The 24363-nt window shown below is 72.3% G+C and carries 29 protein-coding genes; 9 read left to right on the top strand and 20 right to left on the bottom strand.

Annotation, left to right across the window (positions count from 1 at the left end):
- Positions 1-56: 56 nt before the first annotated feature.
- The 3 genes from ABZ990_RS14760 to ABZ990_RS14750 all read right to left on the bottom strand — a co-directional run bounded on the left by ABZ990_RS14760 (position 57) and on the right by ABZ990_RS14750 (position 2874).
- Positions 57-902: a fused MFS/spermidine synthase gene (locus tag ABZ990_RS14760; protein WP_361230725.1), complete on the bottom strand. Its 846-nt coding sequence runs from the start codon at positions 900-902 to the stop codon at positions 57-59.
- A gap of 219 nt (positions 903-1121) precedes the next feature.
- Positions 1122-2054 (bottom strand): patatin-like phospholipase family protein, encoded by a 933-nt coding sequence (locus ABZ990_RS14755; RefSeq protein WP_361230722.1) that lies wholly within the window; start codon positions 2052-2054, stop codon positions 1122-1124.
- Positions 2055-2133: 79 nt separating this feature from the next.
- Positions 2134-2874: a DNA alkylation repair protein gene (locus ABZ990_RS14750; RefSeq protein WP_361230719.1), complete on the bottom strand. Its 741-nt coding sequence runs from the start codon at positions 2872-2874 to the stop codon at positions 2134-2136.
- Positions 2875-3061: 187 nt separating this feature from the next.
- Here ABZ990_RS14750 and ABZ990_RS14745 point away from each other — a divergent pair, with 187 nt between their 5' ends.
- Together ABZ990_RS14745 and ABZ990_RS14740 are read left to right on the top strand one after the other, a co-directional pair.
- Positions 3062-3823: a TVP38/TMEM64 family protein gene (locus tag ABZ990_RS14745; RefSeq protein ID WP_361230716.1), complete on the top strand. Its 762-nt coding sequence runs from the start codon at positions 3062-3064 to the stop codon at positions 3821-3823.
- A gap of 133 nt (positions 3824-3956) precedes the next feature.
- On the top strand, positions 3957-4832 hold the full coding sequence (locus ABZ990_RS14740; RefSeq protein WP_361230713.1) for an undecaprenyl-diphosphate phosphatase: 876 nt from the start codon (positions 3957-3959) through the stop codon (positions 4830-4832).
- 300 nt (positions 4833-5132) lie between these two features.
- On the opposite strand, the gene ABZ990_RS14735 is transcribed toward ABZ990_RS14740, so the two are convergent.
- From ABZ990_RS14735 to ABZ990_RS14690, 10 genes are all read right to left on the bottom strand, one after another.
- Positions 5133-5255: a hypothetical protein gene (locus tag ABZ990_RS14735; RefSeq protein ID WP_361230711.1), complete on the bottom strand. Its 123-nt coding sequence runs from the start codon at positions 5253-5255 to the stop codon at positions 5133-5135.
- Positions 5256-5347: 92 nt separating this feature from the next.
- Positions 5348-5920, bottom strand: a complete 573-nt coding sequence (locus tag ABZ990_RS14730) for a MazG-like family protein (RefSeq protein WP_361230709.1) — start codon at positions 5918-5920, stop codon at positions 5348-5350.
- A 26-nt stretch (positions 5921-5946) separates the two neighbouring features.
- Positions 5947-6357 carry a DUF6302 family protein gene (locus ABZ990_RS14725; protein ID WP_361230706.1) on the bottom strand — a complete coding sequence of 137 codons (411 nt, stop codon included), beginning with the start codon at positions 6355-6357 and terminating at the stop codon, positions 5947-5949.
- An 8-nt stretch (positions 6358-6365) separates the two neighbouring features.
- Complete coding sequence (locus ABZ990_RS14720; RefSeq protein WP_361230828.1) at positions 6366-7160, bottom strand: endonuclease/exonuclease/phosphatase family protein; 795 nt, start codon at positions 7158-7160, stop codon at positions 6366-6368.
- Entirely contained in the window at positions 7042-7791 is a 750-nt protein-coding gene (gene tmk / locus ABZ990_RS14715; RefSeq protein WP_361230703.1) for a dTMP kinase, read from the bottom strand. Before tmk ends, ABZ990_RS14720 begins: the two co-directional genes overlap by 119 nt.
- Complete coding sequence (locus tag ABZ990_RS14710; protein ID WP_361230700.1) at positions 7788-8900, bottom strand: radical SAM protein; 1113 nt, start codon at positions 8898-8900, stop codon at positions 7788-7790. Before ABZ990_RS14710 ends, tmk begins: the two co-directional genes overlap by 4 nt.
- A gap of 371 nt (positions 8901-9271) precedes the next feature.
- Positions 9272-9400, bottom strand: a complete 129-nt coding sequence (locus ABZ990_RS14705) for a hypothetical protein (protein ID WP_361230698.1) — start codon at positions 9398-9400, stop codon at positions 9272-9274.
- Positions 9397-9948: a hypothetical protein gene (locus ABZ990_RS14700; RefSeq protein ID WP_361230696.1), complete on the bottom strand. Its 552-nt coding sequence runs from the start codon at positions 9946-9948 to the stop codon at positions 9397-9399. The genes ABZ990_RS14705 and ABZ990_RS14700 overlap by 4 nt, the downstream gene beginning before the upstream one ends.
- Positions 9945-10382 carry a hypothetical protein gene (locus tag ABZ990_RS14695; protein WP_361230693.1) on the bottom strand — a complete coding sequence of 146 codons (438 nt, stop codon included), beginning with the start codon at positions 10380-10382 and terminating at the stop codon, positions 9945-9947. Before ABZ990_RS14695 ends, ABZ990_RS14700 begins: the two co-directional genes overlap by 4 nt.
- The gene (locus ABZ990_RS14690) at positions 10379-10969 is read right to left on the bottom strand and encodes a hypothetical protein (RefSeq protein WP_361230690.1); all 591 of its coding nucleotides are present in this window, start codon (positions 10967-10969) and stop codon (positions 10379-10381) included. The genes ABZ990_RS14695 and ABZ990_RS14690 overlap by 4 nt, the downstream gene beginning before the upstream one ends.
- Before the next feature lie 173 nt (positions 10970-11142).
- Between ABZ990_RS14690 and ABZ990_RS14685 the strand changes: the two genes are divergently transcribed.
- The gene (locus ABZ990_RS14685) at positions 11143-12435 is read left to right on the top strand and encodes an XRE family transcriptional regulator (RefSeq protein WP_361230687.1); all 1293 of its coding nucleotides are present in this window, start codon (positions 11143-11145) and stop codon (positions 12433-12435) included.
- Here ABZ990_RS14685 and cutA read toward each other — a convergent pair.
- Positions 12432-12761 carry a divalent-cation tolerance protein CutA gene (cutA, locus tag ABZ990_RS14680; protein ID WP_361230685.1) on the bottom strand — a complete coding sequence of 110 codons (330 nt, stop codon included), beginning with the start codon at positions 12759-12761 and terminating at the stop codon, positions 12432-12434. The two genes, ABZ990_RS14685 and cutA, sit on opposite strands and share 4 nt — an antisense overlap.
- A 265-nt stretch (positions 12762-13026) precedes the next feature.
- Here cutA and ABZ990_RS14675 point away from each other — a divergent pair, with 265 nt between their 5' ends.
- Positions 13027-13779, top strand: a complete 753-nt coding sequence (locus tag ABZ990_RS14675) for a hypothetical protein (RefSeq protein ID WP_361230682.1) — start codon at positions 13027-13029, stop codon at positions 13777-13779.
- Between the two features lie 639 nt (positions 13780-14418).
- Here the strand turns inward: ABZ990_RS14675 and ABZ990_RS14670 are convergent.
- Complete coding sequence (locus ABZ990_RS14670; RefSeq protein WP_361230679.1) at positions 14419-14550, bottom strand: hypothetical protein; 132 nt, start codon at positions 14548-14550, stop codon at positions 14419-14421.
- 41 nt (positions 14551-14591) lie between these two features.
- On the opposite strand from ABZ990_RS14670, the gene ABZ990_RS14665 reads away from it, so the two are divergent.
- Positions 14592-15029, top strand: coding sequence for a nuclear transport factor 2 family protein (locus ABZ990_RS14665; RefSeq protein WP_361230676.1), 438 nt, complete (start codon positions 14592-14594; stop codon positions 15027-15029).
- 221 nt (positions 15030-15250) lie between these two features.
- Positions 15251-16885 (top strand): apolipoprotein N-acyltransferase, encoded by a 1635-nt coding sequence (lnt, locus tag ABZ990_RS14660; RefSeq protein WP_361230673.1) that lies wholly within the window; start codon positions 15251-15253, stop codon positions 16883-16885.
- An 88-nt stretch (positions 16886-16973) separates the two neighbouring features.
- Here the strand turns inward: lnt and ABZ990_RS14655 are convergent, their stop codons facing one another.
- A complete protein-coding gene (locus ABZ990_RS14655; RefSeq protein ID WP_361230670.1) occupies positions 16974-17879 on the bottom strand; it encodes a Gfo/Idh/MocA family oxidoreductase in 906 nt (301 codons plus the stop codon).
- 95 nt (positions 17880-17974) lie between these two features.
- A complete protein-coding gene (locus ABZ990_RS14650; RefSeq protein WP_361230667.1) occupies positions 17975-19177 on the bottom strand; it encodes an FAD-dependent oxidoreductase in 1203 nt (400 codons plus the stop codon).
- A 101-nt stretch (positions 19178-19278) separates the two neighbouring features.
- Between ABZ990_RS14650 and ABZ990_RS14645 the strand changes: the two genes are divergently transcribed.
- From ABZ990_RS14645 to ABZ990_RS14635, 3 genes are all read left to right on the top strand, one after another.
- Positions 19279-19917: a TetR/AcrR family transcriptional regulator gene (locus ABZ990_RS14645; protein WP_361230665.1), complete on the top strand. Its 639-nt coding sequence runs from the start codon at positions 19279-19281 to the stop codon at positions 19915-19917.
- 133 nt (positions 19918-20050) lie between these two features.
- Positions 20051-20578: a DinB family protein gene (locus ABZ990_RS14640; protein ID WP_361230663.1), complete on the top strand. Its 528-nt coding sequence runs from the start codon at positions 20051-20053 to the stop codon at positions 20576-20578.
- 138 nt (positions 20579-20716) lie between these two features.
- Positions 20717-21169 (top strand): hypothetical protein, encoded by a 453-nt coding sequence (locus tag ABZ990_RS14635; RefSeq protein ID WP_361230660.1) that lies wholly within the window; start codon positions 20717-20719, stop codon positions 21167-21169.
- A 101-nt stretch (positions 21170-21270) separates the two neighbouring features.
- Here the strand turns inward: ABZ990_RS14635 and ABZ990_RS14630 are convergent, their stop codons facing one another.
- From ABZ990_RS14630 to ABZ990_RS14620, 3 genes are all read right to left on the bottom strand, one after another.
- Positions 21271-21705 carry a hypothetical protein gene (locus ABZ990_RS14630; RefSeq protein WP_361230826.1) on the bottom strand — a complete coding sequence of 145 codons (435 nt, stop codon included), beginning with the start codon at positions 21703-21705 and terminating at the stop codon, positions 21271-21273.
- Between the two features lie 118 nt (positions 21706-21823).
- Positions 21824-22507 (bottom strand): uracil-DNA glycosylase, encoded by a 684-nt coding sequence (ung, locus tag ABZ990_RS14625; protein ID WP_361230657.1) that lies wholly within the window; start codon positions 22505-22507, stop codon positions 21824-21826.
- A gap of 249 nt (positions 22508-22756) precedes the next feature.
- A complete protein-coding gene (locus ABZ990_RS14620) occupies positions 22757-24334 on the bottom strand; it encodes an ABC transporter substrate-binding protein (protein WP_361230654.1) in 1578 nt (525 codons plus the stop codon).
- Positions 24335-24363 lie beyond the last annotated feature (29 nt).

The following is a 24363-nucleotide window of genomic DNA, read 5'->3' as shown; positions in this document are numbered from 1 at the left end:
GGTACGGGGCCGGGAACGGCCCCCGTACCCGCGCGAAGTCCCGTGGCGGCGCGCGGTCAGCCGATGCCGAAGGAACCGTCCGGCGGTACGGGCGACGGCACCGCCTCCGTATCCCGGACCGGCCGGGCGGCGCCGGTGAAGCGGGCCAGCGGCTCGCCCCATTCCACTCGCGCGGGGAAGGGATCGGCGGCGGTACGGCGGGCCAGGCCCGCGATGTCGACCGGCCGGTCGGAGGCGACGAGCACGACGTTGCCGAAGCGCCGCCCGCGCAGCACCGCCGGTTCGGCGATCAGCGCCAGTTCGGGGAAGACGGCCGCGAAGGTGGCGAGCTGCGCGCGGAGGAAGGCGAACGGGGCGCCGTCCGCGAGGTTCGCCGCGTAGGTGCCGCCCGGCCGGAGCACCCGCCGGGCCTGCTCCGCGTACTCCAGCGAGGTGAGGTGCGCCGGAACCCGGGAGCCGCCGAAGACATCGGCGATCAGCAGGTCGGCCGAAGCGTCGGGCGCGGCCTCCAGCCACTGGCGGGCGTCGGCTGCGTGGACCTCGATCCCGGATCCGGCGGGCAGCGGCAGACACTCGGCGACGAGCGCGAGCAGTCCCCGGTCGGCCTCGGCCACCTGCTGCCGGGAGCCGGGCCGGGTGGCCGCGAGGTACCGGGGCAGGGTGAGCGCCCCGCCGCCCAGGTGGACGACGTCGAGCGGGACGCCCGGTGCGGCGGCGTGGTCCGCGACATGGGCGAGCCGCTGCGCGTACTCGAACTCCAGGTGGGACGGGTCGTCGAGGTCGACGTAGGACTGGGGCGCGCCGTCGACCGTGAGCAGCCAGCCCCGCTCGGTGTCCACGTCGGGCATGAGCCGGGCGGTGCCCCAGTCGACGTCACGGATGACGGGAATCTGCTCGTTCACGCGTTCATTGTGCCGGGGCCGCGACCCGCTTCCGTCGGCGGTACCGGCCCGGCGGGCTGCTCGCCCCCGGCCTCGGTGCCGCCTGGGCCGAGGTTCCGGTCCCGTCACCGGTCCCGTCACCGGTCCCGCTGGTGGTGTCACCCTCGCCGGCGCCGGACTCCGGCAGGGGCGGCACAGTCCCGGCCACGACACCTTCGCGCGGCCCGGCCCCGCCCGGCCTCAGCCCGCCCACACCGCCGCGACCGCCTTCGCGTGGGCGGCGGCCTGGGCGCGTCCGGCGCGGGCCGCCGGGACCCGGCGGGCCGGGTCGATCGCGCCCCGGCCCAGGGCCCGCTTCGACTCGGCGTCCGGGGTGACGACCTCGACCCGGGCCCCCGCGGCGGCGAGTTCGGCGCCCTGGCGGGCCGGGGACACGATCGCCTTGTTGCCGGCCGCGCTGGGCGCGATGATCACGACCCGTTCGTAGCCCGCGGCGAGCTGGGCGTTGGCGGTGGAGTGGACCCCGCCGTCGATCCACCGGCGCCCGGCGAGCTCGACGACCGGCCAGACGCCGGGGATGGCACAGCTCGCGGTGACGGCGTCGAGAAGCGGAACGTCCGCGAACGGCGCGGAGCCGGAGCCGGAGCCGGGGCCGGAGTCGCGGCCGGAGCCAGGCCCGTGACCATGACCGGACCCGCGGCCGTCGAAGGCGGCGAGTTCGCCGCTCTCGGCGTCGACGGCGGTGACGAGCAGCCGCCGGTCCGGCCAGTCGAGGTCCCGGCCGATCCGGCCGGCGATCACCTCGCGGCGGGCGGCGGGCGGAACGGTCCCGGTGGCCGAGGCGAGCCGGCCGAGCCGCCGCCCGTACTCCTCGGGAGTACGCGAACGCAGCACGGCCAGCGTGTACGTGACGATCGCCCCGGCACCGAGCCGGCCGGGCAGTTCTCCGGTGGGTACGGTGAGCTGGCTCTCGTAGAGTTCGTCGAGCGGATACTTCCCGGAGGCCACCTGGGCCCCCACGACGGCGCCCGCCGAACTGCCGACGATCAGATCGGCGGTCGTGAGGTCGGCTCCCGCCTCGGCGAGCCCCCACAGGATCCCGATCTCCCACCCCGCGCCGGACATTCCGCCCGCGCCGAGTACCAGTGCCGTACGCCCCGTCGTCTTGTCCATGAACCGAGTGTGCCGGACCGGCCGGGCCCCGCACCGGCCGGGGGCGGGAATACGACACTCCACGCCAACTCGCTTGCTTTCAAAGGTTCTTCATGGCCTCGCGCACCGAGAGCGGAGACAGTCGGGAGGACTGCTCCGCGACGAAGGCGCGGACGGCGTCCGGGTCGGTCTTGGCGTACTCCCGCAGGCTCCAGCCGATCGCCTTGCGGATGAAGAAGTCGGGGTCGCCGGAGCGGAGCAGACAGTAGGAGAAGAGCCGGCCGGTGTCGGTGGCGTCCTTGAAACGGAGCTGGTGGAGCAGAGCGGTGCGGACGATCCAGCGGTCGTCGTCGGCGATCCACTCGTCCATGCGGGCGGCGAGGGCGGGATCGGCGGCGACGAGGGCGCCGACGACATGCGCGGCGAGCAGGTCGACGGTGTCCCACCAGGGGACGGTGGTGATCAGGGTGCGGGCGACCGGGAGGAAGGCCGAGGAGCAGCGCCCGGCGTGACGGCGCAGATAGTCGACGGCGAAGTAGTGGTACTCGCGCTCGGGCAGGGCGAAGCAGCGCAGCGCGACGGCCGTGCAGTCGGCCTCGGCGGGGGCGGGCAGACCGGCCAGGACGGTACGGGACAGGGCCCGTCGTTCCGGGCTGCGCAGACCGAGGAAGGGGGCCACGTCCTTCATGTACGCGGCCATCTCCCCCGCCCGGACGGGATCGCCCGCGGCCGGGTAGACCTCGGTGAGCCGGGCGAGCACGGTGTCGGCGAGGGCGCTGCCGGGAGATTCGGGGGTGTTGGGGGCGTCCGGGGAGGTGCTGTCGGGGACGGCGGGCGTCATGGGGTCACTGTAGGGCGGGCCGCCCGTAAGGGACCGTCGTACGCGACCGCCGTACCCGACCTCCGTACCCGGCCTCCGCACGGAACCGCACCCGGCCGTCTCCGCCCTCGACTTCCGTACGCGGCCACCGCACGCGGCCTCCGTACCCACCCTCCTCCCCTCCTCGCGATGGCGAGAGCACGCACGGATGCGGCGATCACGCCCGGGTGTCGGTTACGCTCCCCGCGTGCTTCTGTCGCCCAAGGCCCGGCTGGTGTTTCTGGCCGTGATTCTGCTGTCCGCGGGACTGTCGGTGCTGCTCTTCGAGCCGCAGCGGCTGCTCGCCTCGGGCTGGCCGCCGCAACTGAGCGGGGCCGGTGCCGTCGTCGTGTTCGGTCTGGCGTACGGGGTGTGCACGGCGGCGCTCGTCCCCCGGCCGATCCTCAACCTGGCGGCGGGGGCGCTCTTCGGCGGTCTGGCCGGCTTCTCGGGGGCGCTGGCCGGCACGGTCCTCGGCGCGGGTCTGTCCTTCGCCCTGGGCCGCGCGCTCGGTCAGGAGGCGCTGCGCCCATACGTCCGGGGCCGCTGGCTGAAGGCGGCGGACGGGCAGCTGAGCCGGCACGGCTTCCGCTCGATGCTGGCGATCCGGCTGTTCCCGGGGATGCCGTTCGCGGTGGCCAACTACGCGGCCTCGGTGTCCCGGATGCGCTACACGCACTTCCTGCTGGCGACCGGTCTCGGCTCGGTCCCGAACACCGCCGCCTACGCGGTCGCGGGCAGCGAGGCCACCTCGCCCACCTCCCCCGCGTTCCTGGCCTCGGCCGGGTTCATCGTCCTGTCGGGGGCGGGCGCCGCGGTGGTGGGCTGGCGCAAGCGGCACCATCTGCGGGGCGCGGCCGGGGAGCCCGCCGGAAACGCGGACCCCGAGGTGGCGAACACCGCCGACGCACGCGAGAGCGTGCCCGCCTGAGCACCGGTCACCCCGGGCCCCGCCCGGCGCCGCCCCATGCGGCCACCTCGTGTCCACGCCCCCGTCACCTTCCAGCGGTACGCTGCGCTCCCATCGCCCGCCACACACGCATATCCGGGACGGCCCTGCCCCCATGAGTTGGTTCGAATCATTCATCCTCGGACTCGTCCAGGGGCTGACGGAGTTCCTCCCGATCTCCTCGAGCGCGCACCTGCGGCTCACCGCCGCGTTCTCCGGCTGGGAGGACCCCGGCGCCGCGTTCACCGCGATCACCCAGATCGGCACCGAGGCCGCCGTCCTGCTCTACTTCCGCAAGGACATCGCGCGGATCGTCTCCGCCTGGTTCCGGTCGCTGTTCGACCGGTCGATGCGCGGCGACCACGACGCCAAGATGGGCTGGCTGGTCATCGTGGGCTCCATTCCGATCGGTGTGCTCGGCGTGACGCTGAAGGACCAGATCGAGGGCCCCTTCCGTGATCTGCGGATCACCGCCACGACCCTCATCGTCATGGGCATCGTGCTGGGTATCGCCGACCGGCTCGCGGCCCGCCAGGAGGCCGGCGGCCGGCACCGCGCCGCGCGCGAGCGCAAGACCCTGAAGGACCTGGGCGTCCGCGACGGCCTGATCTACGGCTTCTGCCAGGCCATGGCGCTGATCCCCGGTGTCTCCCGGTCCGGCGCGACCATCTCCGGCGGCCTGTTCATGGGGTACACCCGCGAGGCCGCCGCCCGTTACTCCTTCCTCCTCGCCATCCCCGCGGTGCTCGCCTCCGGCGTGTTCGAACTGAAGGACGCGGCCGAGAGCGGCCATGTGTCGTGGGGCCCCACGCTGTTCGCCACGGTCATCGCCTTCGTGGTCGGCTACGCGGTCATCGCGTGGTTCATGAAGTTCATCACCACGAAGTCCTTCATGCCGTTCGTGATCTACCGGATCGTGCTGGGCGTCCTGCTGCTGATCCTGGTGGGCATGGGAGTGCTCAGCCCGCACGCGGGCGAGTCGGCCGGCTGACCAGGCAGCCATTCCTGGCATGATCTAGCGCCTTCTTACGTTTTCACGCATCCAGGCGCCATGGTCGTCTCCCACTCGTCTCCCAGTCATCTCCCACTCCGAGGGCCGGGGGTGGCAGTTAGACGGTGTGCGACCGCAAAGTCGAAGATCAATAAGGAGAGCAGCATCAGCTGCGCGGGGCCGCCCTCCTGCCGTTTGGCGGCGTCCGAATCAGTAATCCAGCAGCAGGCACGACGATGCCCCGGCACCCCTCCTCCGGTGCCGGGGCATCGTGGCTCCAGGACGCTCACCTCAGCATCGTCACGCCGGGCGGGTCGTCAGGTAAACCTTGCGCGGGAGTGGGACGGGGCCAAGACAGGTGACGCGCTGGTCGACGACCCACATCAGGTCGCCGCCCTCGGCCTGGTCCACATCGAGCGGCACGTTCGCGGGCGAGATCCTGCGCCGACGATCTCCATGCCTGCGCCCAGAGATCGCCTCTGCGCCTACCACCTCCCGCTGGATGGCATGGCCGGCTAAGCCGCGACCCTCTCAACGAGGAACCGCAGCCTCACCGCCACCGTCGCCCACGCGTCGCCGGTGAGGTCGTCCAGCGCTTCCACGGCGGTGAGGATGAGCCCGCCGAGGTGCGCCTCCACGTCTTCCCACGTGTGCGTCACCTCGGTCTCGCTGCCGCGCGGGCCCGTGCCGAGCGCGCCGTACACGGCGGTGGCGAGCTGCCCCATGTCCTCGGAGATCTTGAGTACGCGCAGGAGCCGGACGTCCCCTGCCGCCGCCGGCTCCTCCGTCTTACGGTCCCGGAGCTGCTGCGCCACCGCCGCCTCCGCGTCCCCGCTCACCGTGTCCAGGGCGACCGCAGCCGTCACGATGACATCCGCCAACTCCTTCACCACGTCCGACCAGGAGTGGGAAGACCCCTTCCTCGGGTTCGCGCCGAGCGCCCCGTGAACGGCTTCCGCGACCTCACCCAGCTCCTCGGAGATCTTGAGTACGCGCAGGAGCCGTGTGTCCTCCGCCGACGCCGGGGCCGCGTCCGCGTCGAGCCACTGCCGCAGCCGCGTCACGTGGTTCCAGATGTCTACCTTCATGCCGTCCTCTCTCGGTTCGTACAGGATCAGGAACAGGCGGCGCGGCCCTGCCGCGCCACGAATCGGTCAATGGCGGCGCGGCTGTAGCCGTAGAACCGTCCGTAGCCCTCGTCGTCCAGGTCATCGGGCGGGCGCTCTCCCCACGCCACCACATGGCAGGAGTCCAGGTAGGGCGACCAGGAGAGCCGCACGTGGGGGAAGCCGGACTGGCCGAGGAGCAGCGACCTCACCGCCCACCCGGTTACCAGCTCCGGCATCGGCAGGAACCCACCGAGGCGCCGACCGCCGACCGGGACCGCGAGGTACGCGAACCCGCTCACCCTCACGGCCAGACTCACCGTCATGAGCCTCGGGTCTTCCAGTCGCTCCCGGTAGTACGCGGCCTCCTGGTCGTCCGCCTCGGCGGGCGGCCGGAGTACAGCCAACGGACGGCCCACGTCGCTCCTTAGAACAGTGCCGGCGCGATCGCCGCAGCGGCCGGGTCCGTCACGTCCAACGGCTCCCTGGCGGTGACCGCCAGGGAGACCGTGAGGGCGGAGTGGTCGGTCAGCCGGTCCTCGCCGGTGCGCGGCTCGTGCACGTACCGGCACCCCTCCACGCTCGCCGCGAGACCCATGGACACGTGCGCGTGGTCGTAGCGGTAACCGTCGCCGGTCCGGCCCACCCACGAATACTCCAGGGCGTCCGGGGCCAGGAGGCGGAAGGCGTCCCGGTACCCGGCCCGGCCGAGCCCGGCGTAGAACTCGTACTCCCACGGCCGGAACGTCGAGTACCGGGGGATGTGGTTCGGCTCCAGGATGTTGAAGTCCCCGAGGACCAGGCGGCGGCCGGTCTCCCCGGTGGGGAGCGCGGCGGCCAGACCCTCCAGGAACGTCCGCTTCCTGGTGATCTTCGCCTCCGTGGCGTCCCGGGACGGCACGTACACCCCAATGATCTCCAGCGGCCCCGCGCTCGTCTCGACGGTCACGGCGGCCACCCGGTGCGGGAGGTAGTCCACCGGCAGCGGGGGCAGGCGTGTGGCGAGGCGGGACACGATCATCACGCCCCGCTCCCGGGTGCCGTGCGCCGGCCGGGGGAAGGTCACCGCGTACCCGGCCCGCTCGAACTGCTCGGCCAGGTACTCACACCCCGCGCTGCGCGCCGTCTCCGTCAGTACGAGCACGGCCTCCGGCCGCTGTGCCAGGTACCGGAGCTGCCTCTCCGCGCGCTCCCGGGACGGGTTGTTGAGGTTGAACGTCAGCACGTCCAGCATCGTCGGACTGGTCCTTCCGGAGTCGTGTGATCGCGGCGACGATGACGCGGGCGACCTCGTCGGCCGGCAGACGGGTGGCGTCCACGTCCAGGACGCGGTGCCCCTTCCTGCGGAGGAATGTAGTGGCCTCCGCGAAGTAGGCGCACTCCACACGGCTGGAGCCCTCTGCTCGCTCGTAGCGGGAGTGCGCGCCCCGCGCCTTGAGCCGGTCCTCGATCACGTCCGGGTCCCCGCTCACCACCACAGTCAAGTCCGGCTGGAGAACCCTCTCGTTGAGGAGCCACACGAACTCGCGGTCGACGCCGTCCATGGACTGGAGCGCGAGGCTGCTGGCGATGTACCGGTCGCAGACCACGACATCCCCGCGTTCCAAGAGCGGCCGGATCGTCTCTCCGTGCTTGAAGCGGTCGGCGGCGATGAGGCACGCCATCGCCTCACCCTGGTACTCGTCCGTACCGTGCCTCGCCAAGTTACCCAGGGGGCTGTCCGTGGGCTCCCGGGTTGCCAGCGCGGGCACGCCCTGCGTGTCCAGGAGGCGGGCGACGAGGGCCGTGACGGTCGACTTCCCGGCACCGCCCGGGCCCTCGATCGCGATCAGGAGGCCGCGGCGGGCGATCACGAGACACCGACCACGGGCAGAACACGCGTCTGGCGGGGCACCACCGGGCACTGCTCGGTGTCCACGGCGCCGATCCGCTCGCCGGCGGCCACCACGGCGGCCGGGCAGCCCTTCCCGCACGACGGCGACAGGGAGCAGGACCGGCACGTCGAGTTGCCTCCGAGGTCCCAGCGGTCGGAGAACTTGCCGTACGCGTCCAGACGGGCCGCGATGTCGTCGTCCGTCCAGACGTTACCCACGAGGAAGTCCGTGTCCGGGTGCTGGGAGACCTTCGTCCGGGCCGCGAAAACCAAGTAGGGGCAGATCGCGACACCTCCGTCCGTGAAAACGTAGACGATGGTCCCGGCCTCGCAGCCGGCCAGCGGCCGATCCCCGTTGGGGAACCGGATGTTCACCAGCTCCACGTCCTCCCCGAAGGGCTCGGCGAGGGCGGCGATCTCCCGCATCTGCTCATCCGGGGTACGTAGCTTCCCCTGTGCCTTCCTCGACTGGCCGCGCCCCATGTTCCCGAGCGGGTTCATCAGCACGTACTTCGCGCCCTGGTCCCGCGCGAAGCGCACCAGGTCCCGGTACTCCTGGTCCTGCGCCAGGTTGTTGGGGGTGCACAGGAGGCCCTGGAGGATGCCGGCGCGGGCGAAGCGCTTGATGGTGTCCACGGTCTCGGCGAAGCATCCTTCGAGCTTGCGGAACGTGTCGTGGGACTCCGGTGCGAAGCCGTCGAGGCTGACGTTCATGTGGACGTCAAGCTCCGCCAGGGCGGCCACCGTCTCGTCGGAGCACATGGTGCCGTTGGTGCACACGCCTACGGACATGCCGGCCTCGCGGAACGCGGCGATGATCTCCAGGAGGTCCGGGTGCATGAACGGCTCGCCGCCGGTGATGGTCACCCGCGTGACGCGGGCCTCCGCGAGCTGGGGAATCAGCTGCTCCCGGACCTTCTCCAGCGGCATGTAGTTGCCGCGCTTCGTCGCCGTCACGAAGCAGTGGACGCACAGCGCGTTGCACGGCTCGCAAATCTGGACGAGGGCCTTACGGTTGGGGTGGTCCACGGTCGTGCGGAAGTAGCACGAGGCGGCCTGTTCGCCGCTCAGGATGGGGCGCGCGCTCACAGCGGTCTCCCTCATGGTGGATGGGGCCGGCCCGTTCCGGGCCGGGGGGGGTTGGCCGTCCTCCCGTCACAGCAGGAGCGGTGCCGCCCTCGGGTGCGCCCGGCGTGAGCCGGTACCGGGCGCGCGGGGAGAAGTCCCCGGCCGGGGGCGGAAGTCTGTGGGTCAAGCGCTGTATGCGGCCGCCAGTTCCTCCAGGCGCCGGATACACCGCTCGCACGCGTAGAACGGCCCGGAGCCGCCGTGGTCCTCGCTACGGACCGGACCGAGCCACATGACCGGAAGGCCGGTGCGGTCACACCTCCAGCACTGGCCGACGATCCACACCTGCTTCCCGGTCTCCGGCCGGTCCGGGAGCCTCACCGCGAAATCCCCTAGGTGAGGAGGCAGACGAGGCCGACCAGGACCACGAGGTAAGCCACGACATGGCGGCGTTGCCCGGCCTTCGCGGTCTCCCGGACGGGGTCGGGCGGGTACGCCGTCCGGCGCTCCTCACCGCTCACGACCTCGTCACGTCCTTCAGACCGCGGCCGGCGGCGCAGGGCTGGCAGGCGTACCAGCTCCAGCCGGGCCCGCTCTCTTGCTTTCCCCACGCCACGAGGACAACCGCGGCCGTCACCGCTCCGCAGAAGTGGCACACCTCCACCTCGCCCTTCGCCGCGGCTTCTTCCAGCGGACCGATGAGTGTTTCGATCGCGCGCCGTAGCGTGGTGACATCGACGTACGGGCGGTCCTCCTCCGGAGGCCAGAGCCAGCACATCCCGGACAGGGTCCGATGCCGCGCGGGAACGATGAGTTCGTCTCCGGGCCCGTACCGGACGACCCGGATCGCGGTGAGGTCCGGCCAGTCGGCTGCCGCGCCCTCGGGAAGCGGCCACACCAGGTGCAGGCGGCCGGGGTCCTCGAAGACGGGGCCGCCGAGGTCGCCCAGCGTCGTCAGCACGCGGGGACCCCAGGTCATGGGCACGGCAACCGCGCACCATGGGGAGCCCACGGTCAGCTCGTCGAACCTCTTGCCCTCGCGCGGGAGGTAGGGCAGCCGTGCGGTCATCGTGCTCGCCGGCCTCGGTAGACGGAAAGAAACTCGTGGTCCGCGCCCAGGCCGCCGCCGAGCTCGCGCCGGGCCAGGCCCACGGCCACGTGGACGCGGCCCCACCGCTGCGCCAGTGGGTACCAGGTCTCCGGGTACGGGACGTTCAGCGTGGAGGAGCGGTGCCCGTAGTCGAGGGACGCGATGCCCCGGACCAGGAGGAGGCCGAGACCGAGCCGGTACGGCTCATCCGGCCGCCCCAGACCGAGGCCGCTGGCGATGCCGAGGAGCCCAGGCCGGTAGTGCTCCATGTTCTCGGCCGACCGCGGCCGGGCGGGGGTGAGCAACACGTGGTACTCGGGGCCGAGGACCCCGGGCTCCACCCACGCCGCGGCGGAGACGCGGTGCATGAACTCCGGCCCGGGTGGGGCGAAGCGCGCGGAGAGGACAGTCACCGGTCCGCCTCCGCGTTCTTCGTGGCCGCCTGGTGGCCGGCGAGGACCAGGCCCGCAACGTCGTCCGGCGCGCACAGCGTGCCCGGGCCGTCCATGGGGAGGACCCAGTACGCCGGATAGCGGCAGTCGGGCTCCGTCCTGTCCGTGGCCGGCACGCCCAGGAAGGTGTTCGAGCCCAGGCACTCCGCGACGGTCAGGTGCCAGGTGCTCGGGGCGCTCGCCGGGGTGAGGGCGTAGAACTGTCGGCCTCCGGTGTCGTGGAAGATCGGCCCGCCGTCCAGGACATCGGCGAGGAAGGCACGGACCTGCTCCAACTCCTCGGTGCCGGCCGCCGCGTACACGAGGTCCGCCGGGATGCGCACGGCGGAGAGCAGACTCCCGCACCGCAGCAGGGCCACCCCGTAGTCCTCCCACTCGTGGCGGGCCTTCTCGGCGTTGGGCGCCGCCAGGATCAGCCACGATGCGGCGGCCACCTCGCGGTCCCGGCGCAAGTGCACCAGCACCCCGGGGCCCGCCATCACCGGTGAGGGAAGCGCCTCGGGAAGAACTTCCCTGCCTCTCAAGGGCAGTTGGATACGCTCGTGCATGGCGACTCCTCAACAGTCGTCCACGCCCCGGAGTGCACACCACGCCTCCGGGGCTCTCGACGTAAAGGGTGGAGTTCTTGCGAATGCCGCGCGTCCTCGTGCCGGGTATCCCCATGATGGGTACAGACGCCATAGAGAGCAGGCGTGCAGCCTTACCGGGCAGGAAGAGACCGATGAGCTATCAGCCTCCGACCGCGCTCCCTCGTGACCTCCTGGACGACGCGGCCATGCAGCACGCGTTGACCAACCACGATTTCGGCACCGTGTTCCGCCTGGCGCGCGAACGGGCCAGGATCAGCTACTCCCGGATCGCCACCGAGTGCGATATCAAGCCGGAGCGCGTGGGCACGCTGGCGCGCGGCCAGGGTCGGATCAGCAGCTTCGGGAAGATCGTTCAGATCGTGGACGCCTTACGGGTGCCCGGGCACATGATCGGTCTCGCTCCCCGACCGTGGGAGGCGGACGCCGCTCCTGCTTCGCAGGGCTGGCCCCGCCGTACTGTGCTCCAAGTGGCCACCGCCTCCGGGCTGGCCGCCGCGCTCCCCGCCCTCCACCATGCCGCCCCGCCGGCCCGCATCACCACCTCCTACGTGGACCGCCTCCGGGAGCGCACCGCCCGGCTCCGGCGCCTGGATGACATCCTCGGCGGCGGCGACACCTACCGCGTGTACCTCGCGGAGGTCCAGCGCACGAAGGCCGTCCTACAGCGCGGTTCCTTCGCCGGGGAGGACGCACGCCGTCGGCTCACCGCGCTCCTGGCCGAGCAGGCCCAGCAGGCGGGTTGGGCAGCGTTCGACGGCGGGCGAGGGAAGGAGGCGGCCTCCCTCTACGAGGAGAGCCGCGCGTACGCCCAGGAGGCAGGGGACGCCGACCTCTACGGGAACAGCCTGGCCTTCCTGGCGTACGGCGCCCTCGCGCACGACCGGCGGACGGCGGTGACCTTCGCCCGGGACTCATGCACCACCATCACGGCCAGGACGCCGGCCTCCGTCCGGGCCCTGCTCTTCGAGCGGCTCGCGTGGGCGTGCGCTGTGGACGGCCAGGCGGCCGGGACAGAGGCCGCGCTCAACTCGGCCCGGGAGGCCCTGGAGACCGCCCAGGACGGGGAACCTCAACCGGACTGGTCGGTGTGGGTGGACCGGACCGAGCTCGGCATCATGACGGGGCGCTGCTGGACGGAGCTCTCCCGCCCGCTCCGCGCCGTCCCCGCGCTCACGGACGCCCTCGGCCGGTACCCGGACGAGTACGCCCGGGACAAGTCGCTCTATTTCTCCTGGCTCGCGGAGGCCTACCTCGCCGCCGGGGAGGTAGAGGAGGCCGCCGCCACGACGAACCGCGCCCTGGACCTCGCTACGGGCGTCGCGTCCATCCGCCCCATGCAGCGCATCGCGCCCGTCCTGGAGAGCCTGCGCCCTCACCGGCAGCTCCCCGAGGTACGGGCGGTCCTCGAACGCGGGGGGTCCTAGCCCTCCTGCGGGCTCACAGAGTCTCGGATCCACTCCAGGGCGCGCGCGGAGCCGGCCGTGATGGGCGTGGCGATCACCTCGGGGTTGTCCCACGGGTGCTCCGCCAGGAGGTGCGCCTCCAGCTCCGGGTATCGCTCCGTCGTGGTCGTGAGGAGAACTTTGTACTCCTGGCCGGTGCCGTACTCCCCGAGATGCCAGAACACGCTGGTGACGGGGCCGATGACCTGGGCACCGGCGGCGAGCCGGGCCTTGACCGCAGAACCGGCCAGGGCCACGGCGTCGTCCTTCGTGGGCGTGGCGGTCGATACCTGCACGTGATCAGTCATGATCAGGAGCGTAGCCACCAGGCCGTAGGGCCACTAGACCGTCGAGCCGACTGTAACGGCGGTCCGTACACGGCGGGTTTCGGTGCATCTTTCGTGAACAGCTCGCGGAGAATACGCCCACGCGCACGGGGCCTCGCGATCCTACGGAGCGCTGCCCTCACCTGTCAGTCAGCTTGAGCCGGCCGGAGGCCCCGTGGGAAGCCTCGTCGTCCTCACGTCTGCTGGAGCACGCCGATGGCCTCCGCCCGCGCCTTACTCTCCCCCCATGACAGACATAGATCGGCTCCGTCGGCGCCGTCGCCTGCTGCTCGTCCTGGCGCTCCTCGCCACGGTCATCGGCCTGGTGGTGCTCAACCTCCTGGACCAGCTCGGGAAGGACCGCGCCGGGCTCATCGCGGCCTTCCTCAGCGTCGTGGCCGCCGCTGCCGCATGGGAGGCAACGGGACGTGCGAGCGACACGGCCGAGGACGCCCGGCGGACGGCCGAGATCGTGGCCCGGATCGAGCGGGAGCGGTGGCTCGCCGAGCTCACCCCGAAGTTCGAGTTCGCCCTCACCGGGGAGGGCGACCGAGCGGCCCGACTGCTCGTGCACCTCGCCGGCCCGGACCCTCTCGGCCACCTGGACTCCGTGACCATCCGGATCGGGGACGACGACTACGACCACACCCCGACCCAGCAGCGGCTCGTGTACTCCAACCCGAACGGGCCGACCCCGGAGGAGATCGCGGCCCACGTCTGGGGCCCGTTCCGCCTCCGGCCCGGGATCGACGGCGCCAACGAGCACGGCCGAGAGCTGACCTTCACCGACCTCAGGGTGGGCCGCGGCCGACCCCTCGCGCTGAACCGGACGATGCCGGGCTGGTGGATGGAGGGCAAGTCCTACGAGTCCTGGCAGCAGGAGTACGCCGGGCACCCGCTGCGCCTCCTCTTCACGTGCCACCGAGGCGAGGAGACCTGGCAAATCACCCGGACCGCCGACAACCCGGACTGGCGCCCTGCGGAACCGGTCACGACGTAGTCGGACACGTTGTCCGGACAGGTGTCCGCGCAGGTCACCGCAGCGAGCGCGATCAGTACGGACAGGCCCTGGACACGATGTCCGTACCGATCGGGCCGGGTGTCCGGACAGTGCGCCCCGCCCGGGTTCCACCGCCGGACGAGGCGCACAGGGCCCGAGTAGCAGCACGGACAGAGCGGACGCTAACGCTCAGGGCCGACAGCGGGCGAGGGCGGCGTACGCGGGGCGCCCGCCCCCGGAGCCGTGGGACGGGCGGTCCGTTACAGGGCCGCGGCAGGCGGCGGGGCTCGGTCCCGTCGGAGTGGGCCGGTGGGGCCTCGTCGCACAGGCGAGAGAGCCGCTCGTTCGCAAGGTCCACCGCATCCCGGAGGCTCTCGCCAGAGTTCGGGTACAGCTCATGCTCGACCCGGCTCAGCCGCTCTTCGATTCCGCTGACACGCGCCATGCCTCCGGGCCTTTCGGGTACTCCCGGGCGCCCCTCTTCGCCCACCCAGTCGTCCATGAACTCGTCCACCCGTCGATGCAGGCGGAAGACCGCCCGAAGGCCCTTCCAGGCGCCTGCGAGGACGGCCGCGATGGCAGAGGCAGCACCGGCCCCAGACGAGCACCATGTCCAGGGCCGGGACGCCGGTGTCCATCTCAGCCCTCGGTGTCCGCGTTGCCGCGAGGGGTGTGCTTGGCCTGCCACCCAGCCGCGAAGGTGATGAACGTCGGCACGATCGCCAGGACGAACGGGCTGACATAGTCGGGGGTCCGATCCCGTCCCCGCACGCCCCTTGGCCCCACGGGGCCCGCGGGCCGACACTGAACCGATGACGCAGCGCGTGGATCTCGCCGCCGTAATGGCCCGGCTCGCCGTCGACGACCTGGTCACCGGCTACGCGATGGCCGTGGACGACGCCGACTGGGCCGCGTACCGGGCCCTGTTCGTACCGGGCGGGCGGGCCGACTACCGCTCCTCGGGCGGGATCGAGGGTCCGGTGGACGAGGTCGCCGACTGGCTCGCGGAGTCGATGCGGCTGTTCCCCGTACGCCAGCACCTCATCGTCAACCGCCGGATCGTCCTGCCGGACCCGGCGGGCCATCCGGACGGCGCGGCAACCGTCCGGGCCGACTACCTCAATCCGATGCGGTTCGCGTCCGGCGCGGAGTACATGTCGGGTGGGCGGTACTCCTTCACCGCGCTCCGCGTGGACGAGAACTGGCGGCTGGGCTCGGTCGTCGTCGAGGAGAAGTGGCGCCGGGGGTGAGGCGTCCCGGCGCACGGCCCACCGCACACTCGGCCCCTGTCCCCGTCCCTGCTCCTGCTCCCGTCCATGCCCTCGCCCTCGCTCTCGCTCTCCGCGCCTTCGGGTCCGGAACCGGTCCGCGCGCCGTGCTCCACCTGCCCCGCCGCCGGTTCCGTTCCGCGCGCCACCCCGCCCGGGAGACCGACCGCGCGCACACTGGAGGCGACTCCTGGAGGCGCGGCATGCGGACGGCGTTCGCGGCGAAGTCCCGGGCCAGGCCCGCGCGCGGGGGCCGGTGGGCCGGGACCGGCCGGTCCCTGCTCGCGCTCGTCCTCGGCGCCCTGCCCGTGTTCGCCTTCCCCACCCCCGACCTGTGGTGGTGGGCGTATGTGTCCCTCGTACCGCTCCTGCTGCTGATCCGCACGGCGCCGACCGCGCGCCGGGCCGGATTCGACGGCTGGTGCGGCGGTGCCGGCTTCATGCTGGCCGTCCACCACTGGCTGCTGTCGAGCCTGCATGTCTTCCTGTTCGTCCTCGCCGCGCTGTTCGGGCTGCTGTGGCTGCCGTGGGGCCGGCTGGTGCGGGCGGCGCTTCGCGGGATGCCGACCCCGGCGCGGGCCTGCGCCGCGCTCGTCCTGGTCCCCTCCGGCTGGCTGATGATCGAACTCGTCCGCTCCTGGCAGGCGCTCGGCGGCCCGTGGGGGCTGCTGGGGGCGAGTCAGTGGCAGGTTCCGCCCGCGCTGCGGCTGGCCTCGGCCGGCGGGGTCTGGCTGCTGAGCCTGCTCGTGGTGGCGGCGAACACGGCCGTGGCGCTGCTCGTCATCGCGCTCGCACGGGCCCGCAGGTCCCCGCGGGCCCGCCGTACCGCGCTCGCCGGAGCCGCCGGAGTCCTCGACTGCGTCCTCCTCCTGGCGCTCGCCCCCTGGCTGTTCCCCGCCCCGCACACCTCCGGCAGCGTCCGGATCGGGGTCGTCCAGCCGGGCGTGTTCGACGGGCCCGGCGGTGCCACGCGGCGCTTCGACCGGGGCGAGCGGCTGACCCGGACGCTGGCCGGGAAGCGCCTCGACCTCGTGGTGTGGGGCGAGAGCAGTGTCGGTACGGACCTGCGGACCCGGCCGGACCTCGCGGCCCGGCTCGCCGCGCTCGTACGGGAGGTCGGCGCGCCGGTCCTGGTGAACGTGGACGCGCACCGTTCCGACCGGCCCGGCATCTACAAGAGCGCGGTCCTGATCGGCGCGGACGGGCCGACGGGGCAGCGCTACGACAAGATGCGGCTGGTCCCGTTCGGCGAGTACATCCCGCTGCGGTCGCTGTTCGGCTGGGCCACCTCGGTGGGCAAGGCGGCGGCCGTGAACCGCCGGCGCGGCACCACGCCGGTGGTGATGACCCTGCCCCCGGTGCCCGGCGGTACGGGCATGCCCGGCCTGCGGATCGGCCCGCTGATCTGTTTCGAGACGGCCTTTCCGGACATGAGCCGGCATCTGGCCGACATGGGCGCGCAGGTGATCGTCGCGCAGTCGGCGACGTCCACCTTCCAGAACACCTGGGCCCCGGCGCAGCACGCCTCGCTCGGCACGCTGCGGGCGGCGGAGACCGGGCGGCCGATGGTGCACGCGACGCTGACCGGGATCAGCGCCGCGTACGACCCCGACGGGCGGCGCACCGGCCCGGTGCTCGGCACCGACCTCAGCACCACGGCCGTCTACACGCTGCCGCTCTCCCGGACCCGGACGCCGTACGACCGGCTGGGGCCGTGGCCGGTGTACGCGGCGGCCTTGGCGCTGGTCGTGGCGGCGGGCGCGGCGGTCTCGGCGCGGTTCGGGGCCGCCTGGCGGGCGAGGCCCGAACCCGGTCAGGACGCTTCGGAGAACCCCTAGAGGCGTCCGGATCCGAAATGCCCCGGCCCAGGGGGCCCAGGTCCGACAAGCCCCGGCTCAGGGATGCCCCGGCCCGGAAAGCCTGGCTTCAGGAAGTCTGGGCAAGGACCTCGCGCAGGACGTGGTCGCACAGTTCGTGGCTGAGCAGGGCGTCCCGGGCGCTGAGCGGGCGGCCCTCGCGTACGGCGTCGAGGAAGCCGAGAGCGGCCTGTTCGATGCCGCGCTGCCGGGCGACCGGCACCCAGTCGCCGCGCCGTCGCACGGTGGGGTCGCCGTGGTGGTCGACGATCTCGGCGAGGTTGACGACCTGGCGTTTGGCGTCGCGCCCGGAGACCTCCAGGACCTCCTCGGTGGAGCCGCTGGAACGGTTCATCAGGCCGAGCGCGGTGAAGCCGTCGCCGGAGAGCGTGAGCACCACGTGGTGCAGGAGGCCGTTCTCGACCCTGGCCCGTACCTGGGTGTGCTCGATCTCGCCGGGCACCAGGAACCGGAGCGTGTCCACGACGTGCACGAAGTCCTCGAAAATGAAGGTGCGCGGGTCCTCGGGCAGTCCGGTCCGGTGCTTCTGGAGCACGATCAGGTCGCGCGGGTGGTCCAGGCAGGAGACGTAGCCGGGGGCGTGGCGCCGGTTGAAGCCGACGGCGAGACCGACGGCGCGCTTCTCGGCGAGTTCGACCAGCCGCTCGGACGTGGCGTAGTCGAAGGCGAGCGGCTTGTCGACGTACGTGGGCACGCCCGCTTCCAGGAGCCGGGTGGTGATCTCCGGGTGCGCGGCGGTGGAGGCGTGGACGAAGGCCGCGTCGAGGCCCGCCGCGAGCAGCGAGTCGAGGTCGTGGTGACGGCGCTCGGCGGGCAGCTGGTAGAGGTCGGCGACCCGGTCGAGGGTGGCGGGGGTACGGGTCTGGAAGTGGAGTTCGACCCCGGGAAGGGCGGACAGGACGGGCAGGTACGCCTTGCGTGCGATGTCACCGAGTCCGATGCAGCCGACCTTCACGGGGTCTCTCCTTGGGGTCTGTTCCCGTTCACCGCACGGGACTTCACGGATTTCGCATGTGTCGCGGGTGTCGCCGGTTCATGTTTTCGCGGCGGTCAGCTTACGCGCGCGGGCGCGTCGCCGGTCGGCGGCCGCCAGTCCGCGATGCCGTCGAAGCCGCGCAGCACCAGGCCGGGCCCGAAGCGGGAGACGGCGGTCATCGCGGTGTCGCGCAGCGCGACGGCGGGGCGGGCGGAGAGCAGGGCGAGGCGGCCGGTGCGGGCGGCCTTGCGGACCAGGGCGGTGGTACGCGGCAGCCGGTCGGCGGTGTACGCGGCGAGCGCCGCCGGGACGTCCCGGCCGGGTCCGGCGTGGTGGGCGAGGACGACGGCGTCCTCGATGGCCTGGTTGCCGCCCTGACCGAGCGTCGGCTGCATGGCGTGGGCGGCGTCGCCGAGCAGCGCGACACGGCCGAGGTGGAAGGCGGGCAGCGGGTCGGTCAGCTGGTGGACGTCGTGGCGCAGGACGGTGTCCTCGTCGCAGGCGGCCAGGATCGCGGGGACGGGGTGGTGCCAGTCGCCGAACAGACGCAGGAGTTCGGCCTTCTCGCCGCCGGGGGCGTGCTCCCCGGCGGGGGCGGCGGCCATGGCGTACGCGTAGACGCGGCCGTCCTTGAGCGGCTGGCTGCCCCAGAGGCGGCCGGGGCCCCAGGTCTCGTGCGGGGCGAAGGGGGCTTCGGGGGCGGGGACGACGGTGCGCCAGGTGGTGAACCCCGAGTAGCGCGGGCCGGGATGGCCGGGGAAGAGGAGCCGGCGGACGGCGGAGTGGATGCCGTCGGCGGCGACGACCAGGTCGGCCTCCCACTCCCCGTCGGGCGTGCCGACCCGGGCGGGCCGGCCGGCGCCGCCGGGATCGGCCAGGACGGCGGGGCCGCCGGTGCGGACGGCGCCCTCGGGCAGCGCGCCCTCGAGCAGGCCGACGAGGGTGGCGCGGTGGAGCAGGACGAGGGGACCGCCGAAGCGCTCGGCGGCGGCCCGGGCGCTGGTACGGACGAGCCAGCGGCCGTCGGGGCGGCGCATGCCCCCGTCGCCCTGCCAGGCGGCGAGCGCGCGGACCCGGTCGCCGAGGCCGATGGTGTCGAGGGCCCGCAGGGCGTTGGGGGCGAGGCCGATGCCCGCGCCGACGGGGGCGAGGGAGGAGGCCCGTTCGAGGACGGTGACGTCCCAGCCGCGGGCGCGCAGGGCGAGGGCCGCGGTGAGGCCGCCGATCCCGGCTCCGACGACGACGGCGCGGTGCTGCTGCTGCTGCTGCTGCTGCATGATTCCCCCTGGGAAGCACGGGACTACAGGTGTAGTTACCCTTCGAACGTACTACAGGTGTAGTCGCGGGGGCCAGACAAAGCGCTCGATAGGTTGTCCCCATGACCGCAGCACCGGCCCCCGCCGCCCCGTCCAGCCGCGCCGACCGCATCGGCGACGCCGCTCTCGACCTGCTCGTGGAGCGCGGGATGCGCGGACTCACCCACCGCGCCGTCGACGAGCGGGCCGGACTCCCCCAGGGCTCCACCTCCAACCACGCCCGCACCCGCCAGGCCCTGCTGGAGACCGCCGTACGGCGTCAGGCCGAGCGGGAGGCGGTCGTGCTCGCGCCGCACGAGATGCCGGGGCCCGGAGCCACGCCGGAGGATCTGGTGAACGCGCTCGCGCTCGCCCTGCACCGCTATCTGACGGACCACCGCTCCCTCCTGGTGTCCCGCTACGAACTGGCTCTGGAGGCCACCCGCCGCCCCGAGCTACGCACCTTCTTCGACGCCGCCGGGTCCGTCTTCCGCACCCCCGTGATCACGATGCTGCGCGCGGCCGGCTCCCCCGCACCGGAGCGCCAAGGGCTCTCCCTCATCGCCTGGTGCGAGGGGCTGATGTTCTCCTGCGCGGCCGGCTCCTTCCACGCCGAGGTCCCGAGCCGTGCGGAACTGCGCGCGGGCTTCGACGAACTGCTGCGCGGCATGCTCGGCACCGGGACCGACACCGGGACTGGGACTGGGACCGGCGGGCACTGAGCGACCACGGCGCACGCCGAGCGACCGCGGCCCCGCCCCGACCACCACCACCACCACCACCACCACCACCGCCGCAGTGACTCCCCGTCAATTCCATGGCCATACCACCAGGTCGTCGGTCACGATGAGGAGCATGACCACCGACGATCCCTCCCCCGCGTCCCGCGTCCGCCCCGACACCCTGAGCGGCGAGCGCGCCGCCCTGGAGCAGTGGCTCGACTTCCACCGCGAGACCCTCGCCCTGAAGTGTCAGGGTCTCGACGACGCCCAGCTGCGCACCGTCTCCGTCCCGCCCTCCGACCTCAACCTCCTCGGTCTGGTACGGCACATGGCCGAGGTCGAGCTCGCCTGGTTCCGCCGGGTGCTGGCCGGCGAGGACACCCCGTGGCTCTACGACGACGAGAAGGACGAGGACCGGGACATCCACGTCACCGACGAGGACACCTGGGAGGAGGCGTACGCCACCTGGCAGGAGCAGATCGCCCATGCCCGGGCCAACGCGGCCGGCCGCGACCTCGACGACCGGGGCCTGCGCCCGACCAGCCGGGGAAAGATCGTCAACCTGCGCTGGATCTACCTCCACATGATCGAGGAGTACGCCCGCCACAATGGCCACGCCGACCTCATCCGGGAGCGCATCGACGGCGCCACCGGAAACTGACCCGCCCACGACACCCCGGCGCACGGGAGCATTCGCCCGGGGCGCGCCGGTCAGTGCGCACCACGGCGCTCACCCATGCGGGGCATTCCCCGCGAGTAGGGGCGCGCCGGACGGGGTCCGGCCTGCAAAGTGGCGCGGGTGCATCGAACGAGAACCACCGTGACATTCCTCGCCGGGATGGCGATGGCCGCTCTGTCCGGCTGCGTCGCCGTCGAGCCGGTCGCCCCGCGCCCCGCACCCGCCGCCTCGGCCGGGCCCGCCGGCGGCGAGGCCGTGCCGCAGATCGTCCCGGGCCCCGCCCGGGAAGCCCTGGAAGCGGCGATGCCCGATCCCCCGGAGCCCGAGCCCCAGTCCTCGCTGGAGAAGCACGCCGAGGACGACGGGAAGCACCCGGCGCACCGGCACCCGCCGGCGCACGCACACCCCGGGCACCCACCGGCCGCGCGGCCCCACCGGCCGCCGGCCGCACCCGTCAGACCGCCGGAGCTTCCCGAGTCGCGCTCCGACGTCTGCCGGCTCGGCGCGGTGTTCGGCGGCTGGAGCTCCGACAGCGCCCAGGCCCGGATCTGCCGGAACACCTACGCGAAGTAGGGCGCGCGCCCCTCACACGCCCGCCTCCGCCCGCCTCCGCCCGCTCCTGCCCGCCACGGGCCGCCCTTCTCAGGCTCGTCGCACGGCGAACGGCCCCGCGCTCAGTCCTCCAGCCGCAGCTCCAGCCGGTCGATCGCGGCCCGCACCCCGTTGCCGTATCCGTCGTCGTCCAGGCATACGGCGGCCTCGCGGGCCCGGTCCAGATGGATCCGGGCCGCGTCGGGGCGGGCCAGCTTCACATAGTCGGCGGCCAGGTTGAGATGGAGCGAGGGATACAGGGCGCGCAGGGCGACGGCCGAGTCGTGCCGGGCCAGGCGGTCGTCGTCCAGGCCCTCGGCCGCGGTCAGGGCCCGCAGGTCCCAGGCCAGCTCGGTGTCGGGATCGTCCTGCGCGTCGGCCATGTAGTGGGCGAGGGTGCAGCGGTGGAGCGGGTCGCCGTCCGGCCCGATCTGGTCCCAGATGGCGCCGAAGCGGTTGCGGGCCTCCTCCCGGTCGCCGCCGTGGAGCAGCATCATCGCCTGCCCGATCCTGGTCATGACGGCGTCGTCCGATACCTGCTGCCCGGTCACTACGGCCTCCACGCGCTGTCGTGCGGCACCCGTACGGATTGCCGGATCCGACGCTAACCGTCGCCGCGCCGGATCCGGGCGAGGCTCAGCCGAGGTCCGGGACGCGCCAGTCGATCGGCTCGTGCCCCTGCGCGGCGACGGCCTCGTCGATCTGGGTGAAGGGACGGGAGCCGAAGAACTTCTTCGCCGACAGCGGCGAGGGATGGGCGCCCTTCACCACGACGTGCCGGGTCTCGTCGATGAGCGGCAGCTTCTTCTGGGCGTAGTTGCCCCACAGGACGAAGACGGCCGGGTCGGGGCGGGCGGCGACGGCCTTGATGACGGCGTCGGTGAACTTCTCCCAGCCCTTGCCCTTGTGCGAGTTGGCCTCGCCGGCGCGGACCGTGAGCACCGCGTTGAGCAGCAGGACGCCCTGCTCGGCCCACGGCATCAGATAGCCGTTGTCGGGAATCGGGTGCCCGAGCTCGGCCTGCATCTCCTTGTAGATGTTGCGCAGCGAGGGCGGCGTCTTGACGCCGGGCCGCACGGAGAAGCACAGACCGTGGCCCTGGCCCTCGCCGTGGTACGGGTCCTGGCCGAGGATCAGCACCTTGACCCGGTCGAACGGGGTGGCGTCGAGGGCGGCGAAGACCTGGTCGCGCGGCGGGTAGACCGGCCCCTTGGCCCGCTCCTCCTCGACGAACTCGGTGAGCTCCTTGAAGTAGGGCTTCTCCAGCTCTTCGCCGAGGACGCCGCGCCAGGACTCGGGCAGCTGGTCGGTGTCGGTCACGGTCAACAACCTCCGGTGGGCTTGCTTGGTACTCCGAACGAGAACCTACCGGGGGCCACTGACAATGCCGTACTCCACCGGTCGTCGCCGGCCGCCCACCGGCCGCCGCCCGGCCGGTGGGCGGTACCACCGGCCGTCGTCCGGCCCCGCCGGGCGGACCCGCGTTCCGGGCCGGACCCGCATGCCGGGCCCGGCTCATGCGAAGGGCCGGACCCGCATGCCGGGTCCGGCCCTTCGCTCACGCTTCGGTCACCAGCTGGTGCGGCGGTTCAGCTCCCACACCTGCATGACGGTCTGCGGGTCGAGCGCTCGCTCGCCGCCGCCGATGTCCTCGCTGGCCGCGATGTACAGCTTGCCCTGCCACAGCGGCAGCAGCCGGACGTCCCGGACCATGATCTCCTGCGCCTCGACGAACTTGCCCGTGACGGCCGCGCGGTCGGTGTTGCGGCGCGACTGGGGGATCAGCTCGTCACTGATGCGGGAGTTGACGTACGGGGTGCCGAGGACGTTCTCCTGGCCGATGAAGGGGGCGACGAAGTTGTCCGGGTCCGGGAAGTCGGGGAACCAGCCTCGTCCGAACACGGGGTACTCGGCGCGCTGGAAGCCCGCCTGGAGCTCCTTCCACGGCTTGCCGTGCAGGGTGATCTTGAAGAGCTTGGACTCCTCCAGCTGCTTCTTCAGCTCGGCGAACTCGGCGGCGGTGGAGGAGCCGTAGCGGTCCGTGGCGTACCAGAAGTCCAGCGAGACGGGCTCGGTGATGCCGGCGTCGCGCAGGATGCCCTCGGCCTTGTCCTTGTCCGGTCCGCCGAAGCGGTCGAAGAACTTGGTGGTGTGACCGGCGATGCCCTTGGGCACCATGGAGTACAGGGGCTCGGCGGTGCCCTGGAAGACGTTGCTCACCAGCCGGTCGCGGTCGACCAGTTGGGCGATGGCGCGGCGGACGGGCAGCTTGGCGGCCGTCGCGTCCTTGCTGTTGAAGACGAGGTAGCGGATGTCGGAACCGGTGGACTCGACGAGCTGGAGGCCCTTGTTCTCGGGCTTGCCGTCCTCGAGATCGACGACCTCCGCGGCGGTCAGACCGCGGTAGGTGATGTCGATCTCCTTCTTCCGGAGCGCCGCGACCATCGGCTCGGACTCCTTGAAGTACTTGATGGTCACACCGTTGTTCTTGCGGTCGGCGAAGCCCTTGTAGTTGGCGTAACTGCTCAACTCGGCCCGGTCGCCCTCCTTGTAGGAGTCCAGGACGTACGGTCCGGAGCCGGTGATCTTGCCGTCCTCGCGGAGCTTGTCCGCCGGGTACTCGGCCGGGTCCACGATGGACATGGCCGGGGTGGTGAGGATGAACGGGAAGGTCGCGTCGGGCTTGTTGAGCCGGAAGAGCACCGTGTTCGCGTCGGTGACCTCGACCTTGTCGAGGGAACCGAGCATTCCGTTCGGGCCGCCCTCGACGTCGATGGTGCGAATGCGGTCGATCGAGTACTTGACGGCCGCGGCGTCCAGCTTGTGGCCGTTGGAGAAAGTCAGTCCTTCATGGACCCGGCATTCGAAAAGGCGGCTCTCGGAATCCTTGAACTGACAATCCGCGGCGTCGGGCTTCGGTACCGCACTGCCCGTCGGATACGCCACGAGCGTCTGGAAGACATTCCGGAAGAGCTCCCAGGAGTTGTCCCAGGCGGCCGCCGGATCGAACGTGGTGGGGGAACTCGTCGTCCCTACGACGATGCGCTGTTCCGCTGTGGATCCACTGTCCGAGAACATGCTGCATCCGGACAGGAGGGATATGGACGCAAGGGCTGCAGCCGCCTGCAGACTGGTCCGGTTGAACACGTGCACGCTCCTCGTTCAGCCTGGGATCG

Origin of the sequence: Streptomyces sp. NPDC046203, from assembly GCF_040646255.1 — a bacterium.
GTDB lineage: Bacteria > Actinomycetota > Actinomycetes > Streptomycetales > Streptomycetaceae > Streptomyces.
The sequence above is the reverse complement of the archived record's forward strand: the minus strand, read 5'-3'. Positions and strand labels throughout refer to the sequence as shown.